17 protein-coding genes are annotated in these 18,153 nt (G+C 65.9%); 9 read left to right on the top strand and 8 right to left on the bottom strand.

Translation table 11 applies throughout. The annotated features are described in order from the left end of the window. Nucleotides 1–417: 417 nt before the first annotated feature. Together ACQP2D_RS35565 and ACQP2D_RS35560 are read right to left on the bottom strand one after the other, a co-directional pair. Complete coding sequence (locus ACQP2D_RS35565; protein ID WP_433680311.1) at nt 418–813, bottom strand: hypothetical protein; 396 nt, start codon at nt 811–813, stop codon at nt 418–420. A 105-nt stretch (nt 814–918) separates the two neighbouring features. Continuing rightward, nucleotides 919–1,533: a TetR/AcrR family transcriptional regulator gene (locus ACQP2D_RS35560; RefSeq protein WP_433680310.1), complete on the bottom strand. Its 615-nt coding sequence runs from the start codon at nt 1,531–1,533 to the stop codon at nt 919–921. 98 nt (nt 1,534–1,631) lie between these two features. Between ACQP2D_RS35560 and ACQP2D_RS35555 the strand changes: the two genes are divergently transcribed. The 8 genes from ACQP2D_RS35555 to ACQP2D_RS35520 are packed head-to-tail and all read left to right on the top strand — an operon-like array spanning nt 1,632 to nt 10,516. Next, the gene (locus ACQP2D_RS35555; RefSeq protein ID WP_433680309.1) at nt 1,632–2,525 is read left to right on the top strand and encodes a metal-dependent hydrolase; all 894 of its coding nucleotides are present in this window, start codon (nt 1,632–1,634) and stop codon (nt 2,523–2,525) included. Continuing rightward, the gene (locus ACQP2D_RS35550; RefSeq protein WP_433680308.1) at nt 2,525–3,601 is read left to right on the top strand and encodes a PDR/VanB family oxidoreductase; all 1,077 of its coding nucleotides are present in this window, start codon (nt 2,525–2,527) and stop codon (nt 3,599–3,601) included. Before ACQP2D_RS35555 ends, ACQP2D_RS35550 begins: the two co-directional genes overlap by 1 nt. 46 nt (nt 3,602–3,647) lie before the next feature. Next, a complete protein-coding gene (locus ACQP2D_RS35545; RefSeq protein ID WP_433685859.1) occupies nt 3,648–5,129 on the top strand; it encodes an aldehyde dehydrogenase family protein in 1,482 nt (493 codons plus the stop codon). 2 nt (nt 5,130–5,131) lie between these two features. After that, nucleotides 5,132–6,595, top strand: a complete 1,464-nt coding sequence (locus ACQP2D_RS35540; protein ID WP_433680307.1) for a flavin-containing monooxygenase — start codon at nt 5,132–5,134, stop codon at nt 6,593–6,595. Beyond that, nucleotides 6,595–7,482, top strand: a complete 888-nt coding sequence (locus ACQP2D_RS35535; protein ID WP_433680306.1) for a short-chain dehydrogenase/reductase — start codon at nt 6,595–6,597, stop codon at nt 7,480–7,482. Before ACQP2D_RS35540 ends, ACQP2D_RS35535 begins: the two co-directional genes overlap by 1 nt. Next, nucleotides 7,479–8,423 carry an alpha/beta hydrolase gene (locus ACQP2D_RS35530; RefSeq protein ID WP_433680305.1) on the top strand — a complete coding sequence of 315 codons (945 nt, stop codon included), beginning with the start codon at nt 7,479–7,481 and terminating at the stop codon, nt 8,421–8,423. The genes ACQP2D_RS35535 and ACQP2D_RS35530 overlap by 4 nt, the downstream gene beginning before the upstream one ends. A gap of 23 nt (nt 8,424–8,446) precedes the next feature. Then, a complete protein-coding gene (locus ACQP2D_RS35525; protein WP_433680304.1) occupies nt 8,447–8,962 on the top strand; it encodes an SRPBCC family protein in 516 nt (171 codons plus the stop codon). 9 nt (nt 8,963–8,971) lie between these two features. Next, complete coding sequence (locus ACQP2D_RS35520; protein ID WP_433680303.1) at nt 8,972–10,516, top strand: acyl-CoA synthetase; 1,545 nt, start codon at nt 8,972–8,974, stop codon at nt 10,514–10,516. 69 nt (nt 10,517–10,585) lie between these two features. Here ACQP2D_RS35520 and ACQP2D_RS35515 read toward each other — a convergent pair whose 3' ends face one another. Continuing rightward, nucleotides 10,586–11,386: an alpha/beta fold hydrolase gene (locus ACQP2D_RS35515; RefSeq protein WP_433680302.1), complete on the bottom strand. Its 801-nt coding sequence runs from the start codon at nt 11,384–11,386 to the stop codon at nt 10,586–10,588. Between the two features lie 247 nt (nt 11,387–11,633). On the opposite strand from ACQP2D_RS35515, the gene ACQP2D_RS35510 reads away from it, so the two are divergent. Then, on the top strand, nt 11,634–12,419 hold the full coding sequence (locus ACQP2D_RS35510) for a helix-turn-helix domain-containing protein (RefSeq protein WP_433680301.1): 786 nt from the start codon (nt 11,634–11,636) through the stop codon (nt 12,417–12,419). Between the two features lie 207 nt (nt 12,420–12,626). On the opposite strand, the gene ACQP2D_RS35505 is transcribed toward ACQP2D_RS35510, so the two are convergent. From ACQP2D_RS35505 to ACQP2D_RS35485, 5 genes are all read right to left on the bottom strand, one after another. After that, a complete protein-coding gene (locus ACQP2D_RS35505; protein WP_433680300.1) occupies nt 12,627–13,493 on the bottom strand; it encodes a helix-turn-helix transcriptional regulator in 867 nt (288 codons plus the stop codon). Between the two features lie 214 nt (nt 13,494–13,707). Continuing rightward, nucleotides 13,708–15,096: an amino acid permease gene (locus tag ACQP2D_RS35500; RefSeq protein WP_433680299.1), complete on the bottom strand. Its 1,389-nt coding sequence runs from the start codon at nt 15,094–15,096 to the stop codon at nt 13,708–13,710. 106 nt (nt 15,097–15,202) lie between these two features. Next, nucleotides 15,203–16,204, bottom strand: coding sequence for a proline racemase family protein (locus ACQP2D_RS35495; protein WP_433680298.1), 1,002 nt, complete (start codon nt 16,202–16,204; stop codon nt 15,203–15,205). Next, nucleotides 16,204–17,715 carry an FAD-dependent oxidoreductase gene (locus tag ACQP2D_RS35490; RefSeq protein ID WP_433680297.1) on the bottom strand — a complete coding sequence of 504 codons (1,512 nt, stop codon included), beginning with the start codon at nt 17,713–17,715 and terminating at the stop codon, nt 16,204–16,206. The genes ACQP2D_RS35495 and ACQP2D_RS35490 overlap by 1 nt, the downstream gene beginning before the upstream one ends. 114 nt (nt 17,716–17,829) lie before the next feature. Beyond that, nucleotides 17,830–18,144, bottom strand: coding sequence for a (2Fe-2S)-binding protein (locus ACQP2D_RS35485; RefSeq protein ID WP_433680296.1), 315 nt, complete (start codon nt 18,142–18,144; stop codon nt 17,830–17,832). Nucleotides 18,145–18,153: the final 9 nt, after the last annotated feature.

Below are 18,153 nucleotides of genomic sequence, written 5' to 3'. Positions count from 1 at the left end.
ACGGATTCGGGCTCGGGGTAGTGCGGTGGGTGTGTGAGATGCCGGCCGCGAACAGGCAGTTGGCTGGCCCGATGGCGCTTCGAACTGCGCCGGAGCCCGGTCAGCGGTGACAGATTCCGTGCGGTAGGCGCATCAGGTCGACCGCGCGCCGCCGAGTGAAGAGCTTCATGGTTGACATCTCCGTATGCCTTCGCCGTGTGCAAAGGCGTCGTGCCGATGGTGTGTCAATAATGTGGTGGCCGAACCGCTTGGCACAATACGGATTTCACGATATGGAAATCAGCATGAATGCAATTCGTCGAGCACTCGACACGCTCATCGACGACCTCGGAGACCGGCTCGCCACCGAATGCATCCGGGTCCGTGGAGCCGGAACTCCACGGCACGGAAGACCGGAGATGGCAGAGACCCGGGGTATCAGCTGTCGAGGTTCAGCGGTTCCCACTGCAGCAGCTCTCTCAGCTCGGGGTCTTCGGCTCGCCAGGCGCGAAATACCTTGTGTACGAGATCCATTCCGGTGAAGCCGTACATTCCGGTGATCCTGGCGCGGTAGTGCTCGTCCGGGCCGCCGTCGCGGAACTCGACGTCGTAGTCGACGTCGACTTCCTCGTCGGCGTCGGGATTCTGGTCACCGACGTAGTCGAGGTGGATCTGGAAGTAGAACTGGTTCGCCGGCTCGCGATCGAGCCTTTCGACGATCGCGAACATCCAGCGTGCGTTCAGGCTCGCGAATAGATCGTGCACCTCGGTGTCGGTTGGATCGTCCAGCGCCCGTCCGCTCGCATCGATTGCTCGAAGTTTCGGTGCAGTCACCTGAGCGATCGTAGCGCCACGGCCAATTCGGTTGCGGTGCAGACGGACACGTCACGCCCGATGGCGCTACACCAAATATGGAGGGGCGCAAGGCGTGCGCCCCTGTTATCCGGTGATGATCGGCACCAGATATTTTCGCGCGAAGGTCGCGAGGTCATCCTCGGATTCGAGTGTGATCGTTCCGTGCGGCTGCAGGATGAACGAGTGCACGATGCGGCAGACGATTTCGGCGCGGGTATCCAGGTCGGCGGCATCGGGTAGCAGCCCGTTTTCGACAGCGCTGCGAAGTGTGGTGGCCGTTGCCGCCACCGACATCGTGAAGATGGGTCCGCCATCGGTGGTGAGTTGGGGCAGGACGCGGTCCGGTTCCAGTGCCAGCATCCGGTTGACGAGCGGGTGTGTGCGCCACCGTGTGATCACCGTGACGAAGATGTCGGCCACGAGGGTATCGACACTGTCGTTGCGCGCGGATATCGCGCCGAGTTCGGCGAGCAACGACTCCACTTCGCGGGTCATGACCGCCCGCACCACATCGTCGCGGGAGCCGATCCGCCGATAGACGGTGACTCGATCGACATCGGCTTGTCGTGCGATGTCCTCGATCGTCGTCTTCTTGACGCCCACCTTTTCGAACTGGATGAGGGCCGCATCGAGGATGCGAGCCTCCACCGAATCGTCGATCTCGGGCTTGTTCGTCGAGGTCGCAGTCGTGGGGCTCACGTCGATGAGGATAGCAAGAAATGGACGCCGTGCAACATTCTCGAACTATTTGTTGCTGCCACATTGCCATAGAAAATGTTGCAATGTACTGTCGGTGCATGGCTGAGACTGCCGGTGCAGCGAAGCACCACTACAGCGATGAAGCGCACGCGATCAATGCTCGGGACGTCCATTTCGACTTCGAATCCGTTCCGATGCACTACATCCCGGGCGAGGTGCTGGCCACGCACATCGTCAATGTCATGCACCTCGTCCTGCCCGAGGGGGAGCGGGCGATGGCCAACTGTCTGGCCGAGGCATTGCCGCTGATCCAGGACGAGCGGCTGCGTGAAGAGGTTGCGGGGTTCATCGGCCAAGAGTCGATGCACGCCAGCAGTCACGAACGTGCCCGTCAGCACCTGCAATCGATCGGACTCGACGTCGAGTCGTATGTGCGAAAGATCGCGTGGCTGGTCGACCGGATCCTGGGCGACCACGGACTGACCGGTCGCGCGAAGCAGGAGTGGCTCGAGGAGCGTCTCGGCCTGTTCGCCGGCATGGAGCACTACACCGCTGTCCTCGGTGAATGGCTGCTCGCGGCGGAGGTCCTCGAGAAGAAGGGCATGCATCCGACGATGTTGGATCTGGTCCGCTGGCATGGCGCCGAAGAGGTCGAGCACCGCAGCGTCGTCTATGACGCGTACATGTATCTGGACGGTGGCTATGCCCGGAAGGTGCGCACCGCGGTCCTCGCCAGTGCGACTCTGTTGCCGCTGTTCATCATTTCGACGGCGTATCTGTACCGGAAGGACCCCGAGCCGAACAAGGGACGGCTGTGGCCGCTGCAGTTCGTGAATGCCACGGTCCGCGGTGTCATCCCGAGTTTCACGGTGTTCTTCACCGAACTGCCGCGCTATCTGCGTCCGGGCTTCCATCCGTCGCAGCTCGGCCCGATGGACACCGCGCTGCGCTACCTCGCGCAATCTCCCGCGGCGCGCGCCGCGGGCCACTGATGGGAACCGATACGGTGGCACCGGAATTCACGCCGCCCGCCAGCCTGCGTGTCCTCGGCGCGATGATGGATGCCTATCTGCGCGTGTTCGTCGCCGGTTCCGCCGCATCCGTGCTATCGCGTTCGAATCCGGTGCGCCGCACGGGATTCGAACTGGATCTCGTCGTCGAGCAGGTACGCATCGAGGCCGAGGACGTCGTGAGTCTGACGTTCGAAGCATCTGATGGCGGGCCGCTGCCTGCTTGGAAGCCTGGATCGCACCTCGATGTGTTGCTGCCCTCGGGCCGTCAGCGGCAGTACTCGCTCTGCGGCAACCCGAGCGATCGTTTCCGCTACCGAATCGCTGTTCGGCGCATTGCCGACGGTGGCGGCGGGTCCCGCGAGGTCCATGATGCGTTGCGCCCCGGCGACGCGGTCCGGGTGCGCGGACCGCGCAATGCGTTCACGTTCATCGACGCGCCGTCGTATTTCTTTGTGGCGGGCGGTATCGGGATTACACCGATCCTGCCGATGGTCAAGGCGGCCGACGCCGCCGGAGCCCGCTGGAAGATGGTGTACCTCGGTCGATCGCGGGCGACGATGCCATTCCTCGACGAGTTGGCGCGGCTGCGGGGCGGCGAGCTCGACATTCGGCCCGACAGCGAATTCGGCATCCCGGATGTCGCCGAACTGATCACTCGGGCGCAGGCCGGTGCGGCGGTGTACGTGTGCGGTCCGCCGCCGGTGCTGGCCGCCGCGCAGCGGACGATGTTCACCGTCAACCCGACGGGTTCGCTGCACACGGAACGTTTTTCGGCGCTCCCGGTCGTGGACGGCAAGGAATTCGATGTCGAGCTGGCACGAACCGGCGCGACCGTTCGGGTGGGAGCCGAGGAGACGGCACTCGCCGCGATCCGGCGCGAGCTTCCCGGCGCCGTCTACTCCTGCCAGCAAGGTTTCTGCGGCACCTGCAAGGTCGCGGTGCTCGCCGGCGCGGTGGACCACCGCGACCGAACGCTGACCGAGGGTGAGCGCGACACCCACATGCTCAGCTGCGTATCACGCGCGGCGGGCGATCGACTCGTCCTCGACCTCTGATCGTGGCGCGGAAGGACAGCAAAGTCCCATGACGACAACCATCAAAATGACTGCGGGCCGCGAGTTTTCCACCTTCGAGGTCTACGATCCCGCCACCGGGCGTGCGGTCGGTAGCTACCCGGCACAGTCCGCCGCCGACGTCGACGCGACCGTGGCGGCAGCACACGATGCCAGCGCGTGGTGGGGCGCGCTCGGTTTCGCCGAGCGCCGTCGACGCTTGGACGCGTGGCGGGGCGAGATCGCCCGCGGACGCGCGGAACTGGCCGAGATCATCCACACCGAGATGGGTAAGCCCATTTCGGACGCGAAGCTCGAGATCGCGATGGCGCTCGAACACCTGAAGTGGGCCGCCGGCAATGCCGAGAGCGTGCTCGGCCGCCGCTCGGTATCACCGGGGCTGCTGGCGATCAACCAGGAGGCAACCGTCGAGTACCGGCCGTTCGGTGTCGTCGGTGTGATCGGTCCGTGGAACTATCCGGTGTTCACGCCGATGGGATCGTTGTCGTTCGCGCTAGCGGCCGGAAATGCCGTGGTGTTCAAGCCGAGCGAGTACGCCACCGGCACCGGCGTATGGCTCGCTGATGCCTTTGCTGCTGTTGTGCCGGAACATCCGGTGTTGTCTGTGGTCACCGGTCTCGCCGAGACCGGCGCGGCGTTGTGCCGCAGCGCCGTTGGCAAGATCGGTTTCACCGGATCGACGGCCACCGGTAAACGGGTCATGGCGGCGTGTGCGGAGAACCTCACGCCGGTGCTGATGGAATGCGGCGGCAAGGATGCGTTGATCGTCGACGTCGACGCCGATCTGGATGCCGCGGCCGATGCGGCAGTGTGGGGTGGGCTGTCGAATGCCGGGCAGACCTGTCTGGCCGTGGAACGCGTCTATGTCCACGCCGACGTCTACGACCGGTTCGTCGCGACGTTGGTCGCGGCCGCACGCGGAATCAGCGCGGGCGGTGGTGATTCGAAGATCGGCCCGATCACCATGCTCGAGCAGATCGAGGTGATCCGCAGACATATCGACGACGCGATATCTCGTGGCGCTACCGCATTGCTCGGCGGCCCACAAACGGTCGACCGGCAGTTCGTCCAACCGACGATCCTGGTCGATGTTCCGGAGGATTCCGCCGCGGTGACCGAGGAGACGTTCGGTCCCACCCTGACCGTCGCGAAGGTGCGCGATATGGACGAGGCGATCGAGCGCGTCAATGCCAGCGAATACGCACTCGGCGCCACGGTGTTCGCCCGACGTAACGGCAGGCGGATCGCCGACCGCATCCGAGCCGGTGGCACATCGATCAACGCCTTTGTCGCACACGCGACCATCCCGACACTTCCGCTCGGCGGAGTCGGCAGCTCCGGATTCGGCCGCGTACACGGCCCCGACGGTCTCAAGGAATTCACCTACGCGAAAGCGACAACGCGCCAACGATTCGCGTCGCCGCTCGCGCTCACCACCTTCGCTCGCAGCGCGGCCATCGACACCGTTGTCGACCGGCTCGTTGCGGTGCTGCACGGAAGGACCCGCTGACCATGGCCACCGTGACCGAACACCGCCACATCGTGATCGTCGGGGCCGGTTTCGCCGGAATCGGTCTGGCGATAAAGCTGCGCGAAGCCGGATTCGACGATCTCGTAATTCTGGAACGTGCCGATGACCTCGGCGGCACCTGGCGCGCGAACACCTATCCGGGCTGTGCGTGCGACGTGCCATCGCACTTGTACAGCTACTCCTTCGCCCCGAATCCGAACTGGTCGCGCACCTACGGTCGACAGGAAGAGATCCTGGCCTACCTCCGATCGGTGGCGCAACGACACGATGTGGTGCGCCATATCCGCTACAACGCGGAGATGCTCGATGCCCGGTGGGACGATGCCGAATCGCTGTGGCGCGTCAGCACCGTGAGCGGAGACTTCACCGCGGACTTCGTGATCTCCGCGACCGGGGTTTTCAGCGAGGCGAAATACCCGTCGCTGCCGGGATCGGAGACATTTCAGGGCAAGGCATTTCATTCGTTGCACTGGGATCATGCGCACGATCTGACGGGCGAGCGGGTCGCGGTGATCGGCACGGGCGCATCGGCCGTGCAGTTCGTGCCGGAGATCCAGCCCAAGGTCGGCGCGCTCACCCTGTTCCAGCGCTCGGCGCCGTGGATCGTGCCGCGCATGGACCGCAGGACGCTCGGCCTGGAGCGGCAGCTGCTGCGCCGATTGCCGTTGGCAGGTAAGGCAATTCGAGGTGGCATTTATACGCTGATCGAAGGATTCGGGCTGATCGGGTTCGTGGACAATCGATTCCGCCACCCGTACGAACTGCTCGGCAAGTGGCAGCTGCGCCGTCAGGTCCGCGATCCGCGGCTGCGCAAGGTGCTGACTCCGGACTACATGATCGGTTGCAAACGCGCGATCTTCTCCGACGCCTACCTGCCCGCGCTCGATCGCGACAATGTCGAGGTCGTCACCGATGGCATCGCCGAAGTGCGCGCGCACTCGATCGTGACCCGGGGTGGTGTCGAGATTCCGGTCGACACCATTATCTACGGCACCGGATTCCAGCCTGTCTCAGCGGCATTCGGCCGATTCACCGGGCGCGACGGCCTGACCATTGCCGAGCTGTACGAGAAGCGTCCGCAAAGCTATCTCGGCAGTGCTCTGTCGGGTTTCCCGAACTTCTTCTTCACCCTCGGGCCCTTCGGAGCGGCCGGAAACCAATCGGCGATCTACATGATCGAGTCGCAGATCGCCTACATCGTGGACGCATTGAAAACGATGCGGGCCGAAGGCGCACGCCGCGTCGAGGTACTGCCGCAGGCGCAGGCCGCGTTCCTCGACGAGATGGCCGAACGCAGCCGCTCGACGGTGTGGCTCACCGGCGGATGTCACAGCTACTACCAGACACCGGACGGCCACAATGCGGGCCTCTACCCGAACTGGAGTTTCGAATACCGAAGCCGCACAAGCAGATTCGACGCTGATTCCTATGAGGTGAGTGCCTGATGGACATCGGACAGCTCAACCCGCTGCGCTGGACCGGCGGCCCGGCATATGACGTGCGCGGCAAGGCGGTGCTGATCACGGGTGCCGGGCAGGGCATCGGCCTGGAACTGGCGAAGATCCTGTACGCCCGTGGGGCCTCGGTCGCGTTGGTGGACATCGATGCGGAGACCGCCCGCGCCGCGGCGCAAGCACTGGGTGCTCGGGCGTATGCGATCGCGGCCGATGTCGCGGATCGTGAGTCGATGGACAAGGCCACCGCGGCGGCGGTGGCCAGGTTCGGCCGCCTCGACGTGGTGGTCGCGAATGCGGGTGTGGTCCCGCGTCCGGCGACATTGCGGACCATCGACGGCGGCGATTTCGACCGTGTCATCGGCATCAATCTCACCGGTGTGTTCAATACGGTGCATCCGGCGCTGGACCATGTCATCGCTGCGAAAGGTCATGTGGTGGTGGTCTCGTCGGCGGCCGCCTTCGCGCCGGGTATGGGCGGTGCGCCGTACATGATCAGTAAGGCGGGCGTCGAGCAACTCGGGCGTGCGCTGCGGGTCGAATTGGCCGCGGTCGGTGCCACGGCGGGTGTGGCCTACTTCGGCGTTGTGGAGACGGCCATGACGCATGGCACCCTCGACGCGGACGAGTTGGGGCGCGCACTCGGGGACATGCTGCCCTGGCCGCTCAATGTGCGTATTACCGCTGCCGAGGCCGCCGAGACCATCGCCGACGGCATCGGTCGGCGGGCCGCGCGGACCATCGCCCCCAGCGGCTGGGAGCCGTACGCCCTGCTGCGCGGCGCGGTGAACGTGGTGCTGGACAACCGACTTGCCCGCGATGCCGGGGTGCAGGCGCTGGTCCGGGCGGTCGAAGAGCGCAACGGTCGGGCTTCATGACCGCCGCTCGAGGATCGGTTCGCTCCCGGATATCTCGTCAGTTGGCGGGTATAACCGTTCGTCCCGCCACCGGTATCGCTCCGGTCGATCGGTACGGAGTTCGGGTTGCACGGCAACTGCTTTCCTACGCGCTGCAGGTGCTGTGTCCGCCATTGCGCGGAACGCTCGTCGAGCAGGTGCGGAAGGCAGCGGTGCGGGGCGAGTGGGTGCGCGGGCCCAAGGCCACCCGCACCGACGCGGTGATCTTCTACATCCACGGCGGCGGGTTCTTCGCGGGCTCGCCCCGAACCCACCGCGGAGTGACCTCACGACTGTCCACCGCCACTCGACTGCCGGTGTTCAGCGTCAGTTATCGGCTGGCACCGGAACACCGGTTCCCGGCCGCTCCGGACGATGTGGCGAACGGGTACCGGTGGTTGATCGAGCAGGGATACTCGCCGAATCGGATTGTCATCGCGGGTGATTCGGCGGGCGGATTCCTGGCCATGGATCTGGTCATCGAGAACGCGCGTAACGATGCGCCGCAACCGGCGGCGGTTGTGTTGATTTCGCCGATGAACGATCTGAGTCTCGCGATCGCGGAAGAACGCGAGCGGACCAGGCGAGATGCCTTCATATCGGTTATGCGGGCGCGGGCGCTGGTCGAGTTGTACACCGACGGTTCCGCCGACCCACGCCTGGAATTACGTCCCGTGCGGGGAATGGCGTTGCCGCCGACGCTGATTCAGGTCGGCGACGCCGAGTTCCTGACCGCGGACTCGATCGACCTCGCCGACCGGCTCGACAGCGCGGGCGCCCACTGCGAGTTGCAGGTGTGGCCGGATCAGATGCACGTATTCCATGCGCTGGCGGCCCTGGTTCCCGAGTCGCGCTCGGCATACCGCGCCGCCGCCCAGTTCATTACCACCAATCTCGACCCCGCCGACACCATCGCGGTCTGAGCCCGCCGAAAAGGACGACAGCTATGGCACGCAAGTACGCCCTCGATGAATCCGATGACACATTTCTCGCCACGGCCAGCCGCCGATACGTCCATAACGTCGATCTCTCGGCCTCACCGGGACAGGTGTGGAAAGCGCTGTGCGACGATGACGCCCTGGTGTCGTGGTCGCCGATGATCACCCGAGTGGAGTGGACCTCCCCGCGCCCCTTCGGCGTGGACGCCACGCGGGTGGTGACACTGGCGGGCGCGGTGCGGCTCGAGGAGCGGTTCTATCGCTGGAATGTCGACGAGCGCATGACATTTACCGTCGACGCGGCCTCCATACCAGGGTTGCGCCGCTTCGCCGAAGATATCGCCCTCGAAAAGACCACTGGCGGTACGAGATTGACGTGGACATTCGCCTTGGAAGGCGAGCCGGTTCTCCAGCCGTTGCTGTGGCTGCTCGATCCGGCCAATCGCCTCGTCACCTCGGGTATCGCGCGTGGCATCGGGCGACGTGTCGGGGACGGCCCGGTCATGCGCGAAGCCAGGAAGTAAGGAAGCGAAATGTATCTCACCCAAGGCCTGCATCGAGCCGTTCGGCAGCACCCGGACGATGTCATGCTCATCTGTGGCGAGCGGACCACGACGTTTCAGCAGGTACACGATCGGGTGGCGCGATTGGCTGGTGCGCTGCGCGGACTCGGTGTGGCAGACGGGGATCGAGTGGCAATGCTGGGGCTGAACTCCGACCGCTACGGCGAATATCTGCTCGCGGTTCCCTGGGCGAATGCCGTTGTGAACCCGGTCAACATCCGGTGGAGCCCCGCCGAGATCATCTACTCGCTGGCGGACTCGCAGACCGCCGTGCTGTTCATCGACGATGCGTTCGCGCCGATGCTGCCAGCCCTGAAAGCGGGCTACCCGGAGCTGAAGACGGTGATCCACTATGGCGACGGTCCGACACCCGAGGGTGCGCTGTCCTACGAGGAACTCGTGGCGGCCACCGACCCTATCGAGGACGCTCGCCGCGGCGGTGACGAACTGGCTGGGCTGTTCTATACCGGCGGGACCACCGGGTTCCCCAAGGGCGTCATGCTCAGTCACGCGAATCTGATCAATTCGACACTCGGTGCTCTCGCGACCGGATATCTGCCGCATCCGGGCGCGCGGTTCCTGCACGCCGCCCCGATGTTCCATCTCGCGGACCTGGCGGGCTGGACGGCGCAGGTGATGCTCGGCGGCTCGCACATCATCATTCCGATGTTCGAACCGCAGGCCGTATTGAAGGCCATCTCCGACCACCGGGCGACCGACACCCTGCTGGTTCCGGTAATGATCCAGCTCGTCGTCGACCACCCCGCGCGCGCCGACTACGACCTGACCAGCATGGAACACATCCTCTACGGCGCCTCACCGATCTCCGAGGCGGTGCTGGACCGCGCGATGAAGGCATTCCCGAGCGCTGGCTTCACCCAGTGTTACGGCATGACCGAGCTGGCTCCGGTGGCGACTCTGCTGGGTCCGGAGGATCACGAGAAGGGCCTGCTCCGTGCCGCCGGTCGAGCCGCACCGCATGTCGAGGTCCGCATTGTCGATGATCTCGGCAATGAGGTACCGCGCGGCACGGTCGGTGAGATCGTCGTGCGCGGCGCGAATGTCATGCTCGGCTACTGGAACCGTCCCGAGGACACCGCCGCGGCGGTTCGCGACGGTTGGATGCATACCGGTGACGGCGGATATATGGACGAGGACGGCTACGTATTCGTGGTCGACCGGATCAAGGACATGATCGTCAGCGGCGGCGAGAACGTCTATTCCGCCGAAGTGGAGAACGCGATCGCGACACATCCCGCCGTCGCCTCCTGCGCGGTGGTCGGCGTGCCCGACACCGAATGGGGCGAGCGGGTGCACGCGGTGGTGATCTGCCAGCCGGGTGCCGAGGTCACCGTCGACGAGATCCGTGACCACACAAAGGCTCTCATCGCAGGCTACAAAGCGCCGCGCAGCCTCGAGCTCGTCACCGAGCTGCCGATCTCGGGTGCGGGCAAGATCCTCAAGCGCGAGTTGCGCAAGAAGTATTGGGGCGAGGATGCGCGCCAGGTGAACTGACCTCGACCAGGACATCGACCGGGCCGGACAGCGATGTCCGCCCGAGCTCGGGGGCGTAGCTTCGAGCAGTTAGCTGCCGAGACGGACAGTGAGGCTGCGTAGCTCCGCTGCGAGCGCGTCGGGTGCTTCCAGGGGCAGGAGGTGGCCGACGTCGGGGACTGTGCTCAGCTGAGCGTGCGGGATGTGCGGCAGCAGGTGGTTTCGGAGCACGTGTGGCGGTTCCACCGCGTCGTTCTCCCCAGTCAGGACCGTCACAGGGACGTCGATCGCCCGGGCGGCGTCCGTGATGTCTGTTGCTATACCCCGCAACGGCCACTCCCGCCGGGCCTCGGGGTGGACGGCGAGGCTGTCGCGTAAGACAGCAGCCCGCAGCGACTCCGGCAACGGGACGGCAGTTAGGACATGGACGAGCGCCTGCTCGACGGACTCCGGCGAGTCGTACGCGTGGGAGAGCCCCTCCCGATAGTCCGGGGTCACCGCGGCGGGCGGCTCCGGCGGCGCGGGCGCAACCAGAATCAGGCCCGCCAGTCCCGCAGGCCGGCGTGCTGCGACGAGCTGGCCCACCTTTCCTCCCATCGAATGGCCGACGATCACGAACGGCCCGAGGGCCAAGGTTTCGACCACGTACGAGAGGTCGTCGGCGAGTTGGTCCAGGGTGTAGGGGCCGGGCAGTGCCTGTGATGTGCCCCAGCCGCGCTGATCGAAGCGGACGGTGACCTGTTCGGCCGGAAGCCGTTCGATGACCCCGTTCCAGGTGGCGGCGGAGCCGCCCCAGTAGTGGACGAACACCAGCGCCGGCCCGACGTGCCCCTTTGAGCGCACCTCGATAGTGCCGCCTGCCACACGTACAGTGCTTGTGTTTTCCGTCATTTCCGCGCCCTTCCCACAACGTCGACGGGGCGCGGAACGCTGCCGCTTCCGCCGCCGTGCCATCTATTCCTGACCTGATCAGCAGGTGACGCCTTCGAAGCTACAGTTGTCATGTAACTGCTTCCTGGTGGATAGAGACGCAAATCTTGTGAAAATCGGACACTCTTCTGTTCGGCAACTGAGCTACTTGCCCGCCTTCGGGGCGGCATACGGTGTGGAGGTCCTCAGTTTCGCGCAGCTTCGGAAGATGGACGGCAAAGGCGCCCGCACCCGGCCGCAGCGACCGGATTTTCATGTGCTCGCTCTGGTCGCCTCCGGCAGGGGCAGTCACATAGCGGACTTCGAGACGTATCTCCTGGGAGAAGGGGACGTGGTGTGGATCCGGCCGGGCATGGTGCACCGTTGGAGCGACGTCGACGGCGTTGATGGTCCCCTGGTTCTCTTCCGGCCCGGCTTCCTGCCCGACCTGGGCCCGACTCCGGCGTGGGATCTCTCCGCGTCCGCCACCTGGCACCTGGCACCGCAGGTGCAACCGCTCGCCCTGCTGGCAGCTGATCATCTGCGAGGCGAACACGACTTGGCAGTGCGGGTGCCGCACTTGGCCTCCCCCGCGCTGCTCTCCCATCTTCTGGCGGCGCTGGTCCTGCGCGTGCTGCCCGGCGAGGCCGCCACCCCCGCCGTCAGTGGGAGACGACATCGGGAAGTCTTCGGCCGCTACCAGGCTGCGGTCGAGGAGCACTTCATGGAGTGGCACCAGGTCGCCGACTACACCCGGGTGACGGGCTACGACCGGCGAACGCTGACCCGGGCTACCTGCGCCGCCACAGGCGTTGGCGCCAAGGAATTCCTGGACCAGCGAATCGTGCTGGAGGCCAAACGGCTGCTCGCCCACACCGACTTGCCGGTGAGCAGGTGCGCACAGCGTCTCGGCTTCCGAGACGCCGCGAACTTCACCACCTTCTTCCAGCGCGGCACAGGAAAGCCGCCGAGCACGTGGCGTACCGCCGACGCCCGCGCCGCTCGCCCCTCGTGATCTGTCCGACGCAGCCACGTCGCGACCGGGTGTCGACGCAAATGATCATTCGCGGCTGGTGGCTCGGCGAACTGGGCCAGCGGCCCTTGAGACGCCGCGCCTCGACCGTCTCAACTTCCGTTGCCGCCTTTTTCCGCTGCCAACCGGGGCGGAGCAGAGCCCGGGCCTGTGGCGGCAGCGGCGAGCTGCGAATGCAGGTGGTCCAGGTCATGCGCATGCTGCGCGAGTGCTGGAGCCGGTGAGGGGCCAGCTCGCGAGGAGGTCCAGAGCCCGTTTCGACGGTGATCCCGCTTCGGCGGTGTAGGCGAACAGGGTCGTGTCGGGGTCTCCGGGTGGGGAGAGGGTTTCGTATTCGACGGTCAGTTCGCCGACCAGCGGGTGGCACAGGCGTTCGGATCCGTGGGTGCGCTGGTGGACGCGGTGCTGCTCCCACCAATGGTCGAATTCGGGGCTGTGTTCACGCAGATCGGCGATGAGGGCTGTCGTGTGCTGGTCGTGGGGGTCGCGGCCGACCTCGAGCCGCAGACTCTCGACCGCGGCTCGTGCCTGGTCCTCCCAGTCGACGAACAGGGCACGGGCGTCGTCGTCGAGGAACATCCAGCGTGCGTAGTTGCGGTGCCGGGGGGCCAGCTGCTCGAAGTCGGTGAACAGCGCCCTGGCCATCCAGTTGGCGGCGAGGACATCGGTGCGCCGTCCCAGGACAAGGACGGGTTCGCAGTCGAGGGCGTCGATGAGCTGGTAGAGGCCGGGGCGGAGACGCTGAACACGGCAGGGGCCTCGTCGGGGCGTCGCCCTGATTCCGATGAGGTCCTGCAGGTGTGCGTGTGCTGCGGCATCCAGCCCCAGGGCACGGCCGATCGCCTCGACCACGGCAGGTGAGGGGGTGATGCGTCGGCCCTGTTCGAGGCGGGCGTAGTAATCGGTCGACACTCCGGCCAAAAGGGCGACTTCCTCGCGGCGCAGGCCCGGCACCCGGCGCACACGACCGTCCGGGGGCAGGCCCGCCCGCGACGGATCGCCCTGGCTGCGGGCTCGTCTCAGGAAATCAGCCAGTTCACGGTTGGTCTCAGCCACACAAACCACTGTCGCCGATGCCGGGTTTTCCTGGCTGGCCCTGCGGGACGCCACTGCGCTCAGCGCACCCGCCACCGACTTCCCCGCCTGACGCGCGCAGTAGCCACGACCGCACCCCGACGCAACGTCAACTCCCGACGGTTGAATTTCGTGTCGGTGTTCATATCGTCGGGGGTGAGTGGAGGCAGCCCCGGGCGTCGCCCGATTCATCGGCTCAGCTTTCGCTCTCGTTCAGTTTCGAGTTCCGGTAGCCGAAGCCCCAGTACAGCGCGAGACCCAGCAGCAGCCAGACGATGAAGCGCAACCAGGTGATCGCATCGAGGTGGCTGATCAGCCAGATGGAGAAACCGATTCCGATCAGCGGCACCACCGGCACCCAGGGGGTCCGGAAGGCACGGTCGGCGTTCGGGCGGGTCCGGCGCAGTTGGATGACGCCGAGCGCGACGACGATGAATGCCATCAGGATTCCGACATTGGTGAGTTCGGCGGCCTCGCGGATCGGCAGGAAGCCGGCGATGAGCGCCGAAACGATGCCGACCGGCCAGATCACCCTGCTGGGCACCTTGCGCTTCTCGCTGCTCTTGCCGAAGTAGGACGGCAGCAGTCCGTCGCGGCTCATCGCGAAGCCGACACGGGTGACGGCGAGCATATTCGCGAAGGCGGAGGTGGTGACGCCGACGACCGCGCCGACCGCGATGACGAGGCCGAGGATGCCTATGCCCACCGTGTCGAAAGCGCTGGAGAACGGCGAGGCGACGTTGATATCGGTGTAGTTGACCATGCCGACAATGACGAGGCAGACCAGCAGGTAGACCACCGACGCAATGCCGAGGCTGATCAGTATCGCCTTCGGCATCAACTTCTTACCGTCCTTGGATTCCTCTGCGGCCGCGCTCATCGCGTCGTAGCCGTAGACCGCGAAGAAGGCCAGTGCCGCACCGGAAACCGCGCTGCCGACACCGAATGGGAAAAACGGCGTGTAGTTACCCGCCTTGATGTGGAAAGCGCCCGCGATGACGACCACCGCAACGATCACCATCTTCAGCACGACGAGTCCGGTTTGCACGCGGGCGGATTCGCGGGTGCCACGCGAGAGCAGGAACGCCAGCAGCAGGCAGAGCGCCACCGCGAACAGGTCGACCTTATGCCCGTCTCCCGAACCTGGTGCACCGAGAGCCCAAGTGGGCAGGTCGAATCCGATGTCATGGGTGATGTAGTTGAGGTATCCGGATACCGCGATGGCGACGACGGAGACGATGGCGGTGTACTCGAGCAACAGGTCCCAGCCGATCATGAAGCCGATGATCTCGCCGAGCGCGACATAGGAATAGGTGTAGGCCGAGCCCGCTTTCGGGACCATGCCCGCGAATTCGGCATAGCACAGCCCCGCCGCACCGGAGGCGATGATGGCGATCGCGAACGAGATCAGGACCGCGGGACCCGACACCTCGTGGGCCACGACGCCCGCGAGCGAGAAGACGCCGGCACCGACCAACCCGCCCAGGCTCAGTGCCACTAGCTGCCATAGCCCCATGCTCTTCTTGAAGTCGCCGGTGTCGGCGACGGTCACGGGCATTCGCCGCATGACTCCGCTTCTGGTCATGGGAGGACGCGGGCGCCGAGTTACGACAGACATTGTCGTGGCCTTTCAGGTGGTGATCAGTGAAACAGGGGTGGTTGTCGATGGGGTCTGCGCGAAATTGCTTGCGCTAGAAAACGAATCCCTCGGGGAACGGGTCCGAAGGGTCGAGTAGGTAGTTCGCGGTACCGGTCAGCCAGGCGCGGCCGGTGACTGCGGGCACGATCGCCGGACAGCCGCCGACCGTGGTGGTTTCGATCGCACGCGCATAGAACGTGGTACCGATGAACGAATCGTTCTGGAGCATTTGGTCACCGGAGAGCAGGCCGCGGGCGTGCTGGCGAGCCAGCAGTGCGGAGGTGCCAGTGCCGCAGGGGGAACGATCGAACCAGCCCGGGTGGATGGCCATCGCGTTACGCGTGTGCGCGGGCTCGGAGGACGGGTCGAGGAACAGCACATGCTTGCACCCGGAGATCTGCTCGTCCTCGAGATGTACGGGTCGACGGAATTCGTTGATGGCAAGCATGATTCGTAGTCCGGCGTCGAGGATCCGGTCTTTGTGCGCACGGTCGAACGGCAGGCCGAGCTTTGCGAGGTCGACGATGGCGTAGAAGTTCCCGCCGTAGGCCATGTCGTAGCGCACCGTGCCGAGACCCGGCACATCGACATCGTTGTCCAGACTGTCGCAGTACGAGTTCACATTGCGGAGCGTGACCGAATCCGCGTGCCCCGCACTGACAGCGACCGTGGCAACCACGCGTCCGGCCGGGGTGTCCAGCCGAATCTCGGTCACCGGCTCGGTGACCGGAACCATGCCCGCCTCCACCAGCGCGGTCGCGACGCCGATGGTGCCGTGCCCGCACATCGGCAGCAGCCCACTGACTTCGATGAACAGCACGCCGTAGTGCCCATCCTCCGTGGTCGCCGGTTGCAGAATCGCCCCACTCATGGACGCATGTCCGCGTGGCTCGTTGACCAGCAGCTTGCGCAGTCCGTCGAGATGCTCGATGAAGTGCGTACGCCGCAGCGCCATAGTGTCGCCCGGAATCGTGCCGATGCCGCCTGTGATCACTCGGGTAGGCATGCCCTCGGTGTGGGTGTCGATCGCGGAGATGATCATGCTGCTGTGCATCAGGACGGTCCTTCGGTGTCGAGATCGGCGAGTTCGCGCAAACGGATCGGGGCGGCCAACGGGCGCCAGGCGGGAGTGGCTGCCGCCAAGCCCGGGACGCCGTGCCGCTCGCCGGAGGAGTCGGAGCATTCTCGAGCGTCCGGTGCGCAGGCGTCGCCGTCCGCTCGGAGCGACTCGCAGTGGGCATCGGGGGAGGGGCATTCCCGGACTCGCAGCGCCTCGATATTCGTCGCGCAGATCCGGCCCTGGCACGGTCCGAGTCCGGCGCGGGTGGCGAGTTTGGTGGGGCGGTAGCCGGCACCGGTGACGCGGTCCCACGCTGCGGTCAACTCGCCGCGGGTCGTGCCCTCGCATCGGCAGATCACGGTGTCGGGTTCCGACCAGGTCAGTACGCCGGGGCGGATCGGATGCGCGGCCGCGAGCCGAGCCACGAATTGCTCCGCCGTCCGGTGCCGGGCACGTAGCGCCCGATCCGAATCGGGATAGGCTCCTGCCGCCGCCAGCCCCGCAACAGCCCCTTCGACGGCGGCGACCTGGGCTCCGCCGATCCCGGTTATTTCCCCTGCCGCCCAGACGGATTCGACAGTTGTCCGCTGAGTTCGGTCCACGCGCACGAACCCGTGCTCGGTCAGCTGCGCTCCGGCGGCAACCGCGAGTTCGTGCTGCGGGGTGAACCCGTGCGACACCGCGACCGCATCCACCGGCACGATGGTGTGACTGCCGGGTATCGGCACCCAGTTCTCGTCCAGGCGGGCGACTGTGGCCTCCTCCGCTCTGCCATCGCCTGCCACCGCGACAACCGCGGTCGAGGTGCGCAGCGGAATCCGATGCCGCACACCGGAACTGATGTACTGCATCAGTTCAGCGGCTTTGCCGAAGCTGTGCCGCAGCTCCCATGGCCTGGCAGCCCAATGCCGAACGATCCGACGGCCCGGATTGGCCTCCAGCACCGCCCGAACATCGGCTCCACCCTCGGCCAGCGATTGCGCGACGGGAAGTAGGAACGGTCCGGTTCCCGATAACAGCACCGACTGCCCGACCAGCACCCGCTGTGTCTTCGCGAGAGTCTGCGCGGCGCCGGCGGTATACACGCCGGGCAAATCCCAGCCAGGGAACGGACACACCCGGTCGTAAGCGCCGGTCGCAAGCACCAGCGCATCGCCCTGCACTACCCGGTGCGTTCGCTGATCACCTTCGACGCCCATCAACAACCGCACTGCGGGGCAGCTGCCGTCGGTGTGGCGCTCGATCTGATAGACCGAGGCCCACGGCAGATACGCGCAGCGCGGATGCTCCTTCAACCAACGCGCCCGTCGCTCGGACGCTATGTAACCGTGTCCGATGCCGAGTGGCCGCCGAACCCCATACGCAGCCGGAATACGCCGGTTGTACTGGCCGCCGAGCGCCTCGTTCGCATCGATCAACGTCACCGTCGCGCCATACCGCAGTGCCGATTCCGCCGCAGCGGTACCCGCCGGGCCGCCCCCGATCACCACCACGTGCCTGCTCATCGCTTCCCCCCGACCGGCCCGGTCACACAGGTCGGCACGGTGACCGAATCGCCGCAACGTACGGATTCGACTGCGGCGGTTACTGCCGCGCCGCGCGTGAACACCACCAAATGCCTAGTCATCGGTCGCCTCCACCACACCGGTCACGCGGGTCTGGGTGGCAACGTTGTCGCCGTCCCGCGCCGGGCGACGGCACAGTCGAATGTCGGGCACCCCGTTGACGGTGGCGACGCAGTCGAAGCAGATGCCGATCCCGCAGAACACCCCGCGCGGCCCACCGTTCGGCGCGGTCCGCCAGTGCGAATGGCCGCCGGCGAGCAATACAGAGGCGAGTGTCTGGCCATATACGCCGCGCATCTTCGTGCCGTCGACGACGATCGTCAACGGCCGGTCCACACGACCGACCGGATCAGTCGTCGGGGGAATCATTCTGGGACT

The organism is Nocardia sp. CA-119907, from assembly GCF_050955995.1.
GTDB lineage: Bacteria > Actinomycetota > Actinomycetes > Mycobacteriales > Mycobacteriaceae > Nocardia.
This window is presented reverse-complemented; position numbering and strand designations above follow the sequence as displayed.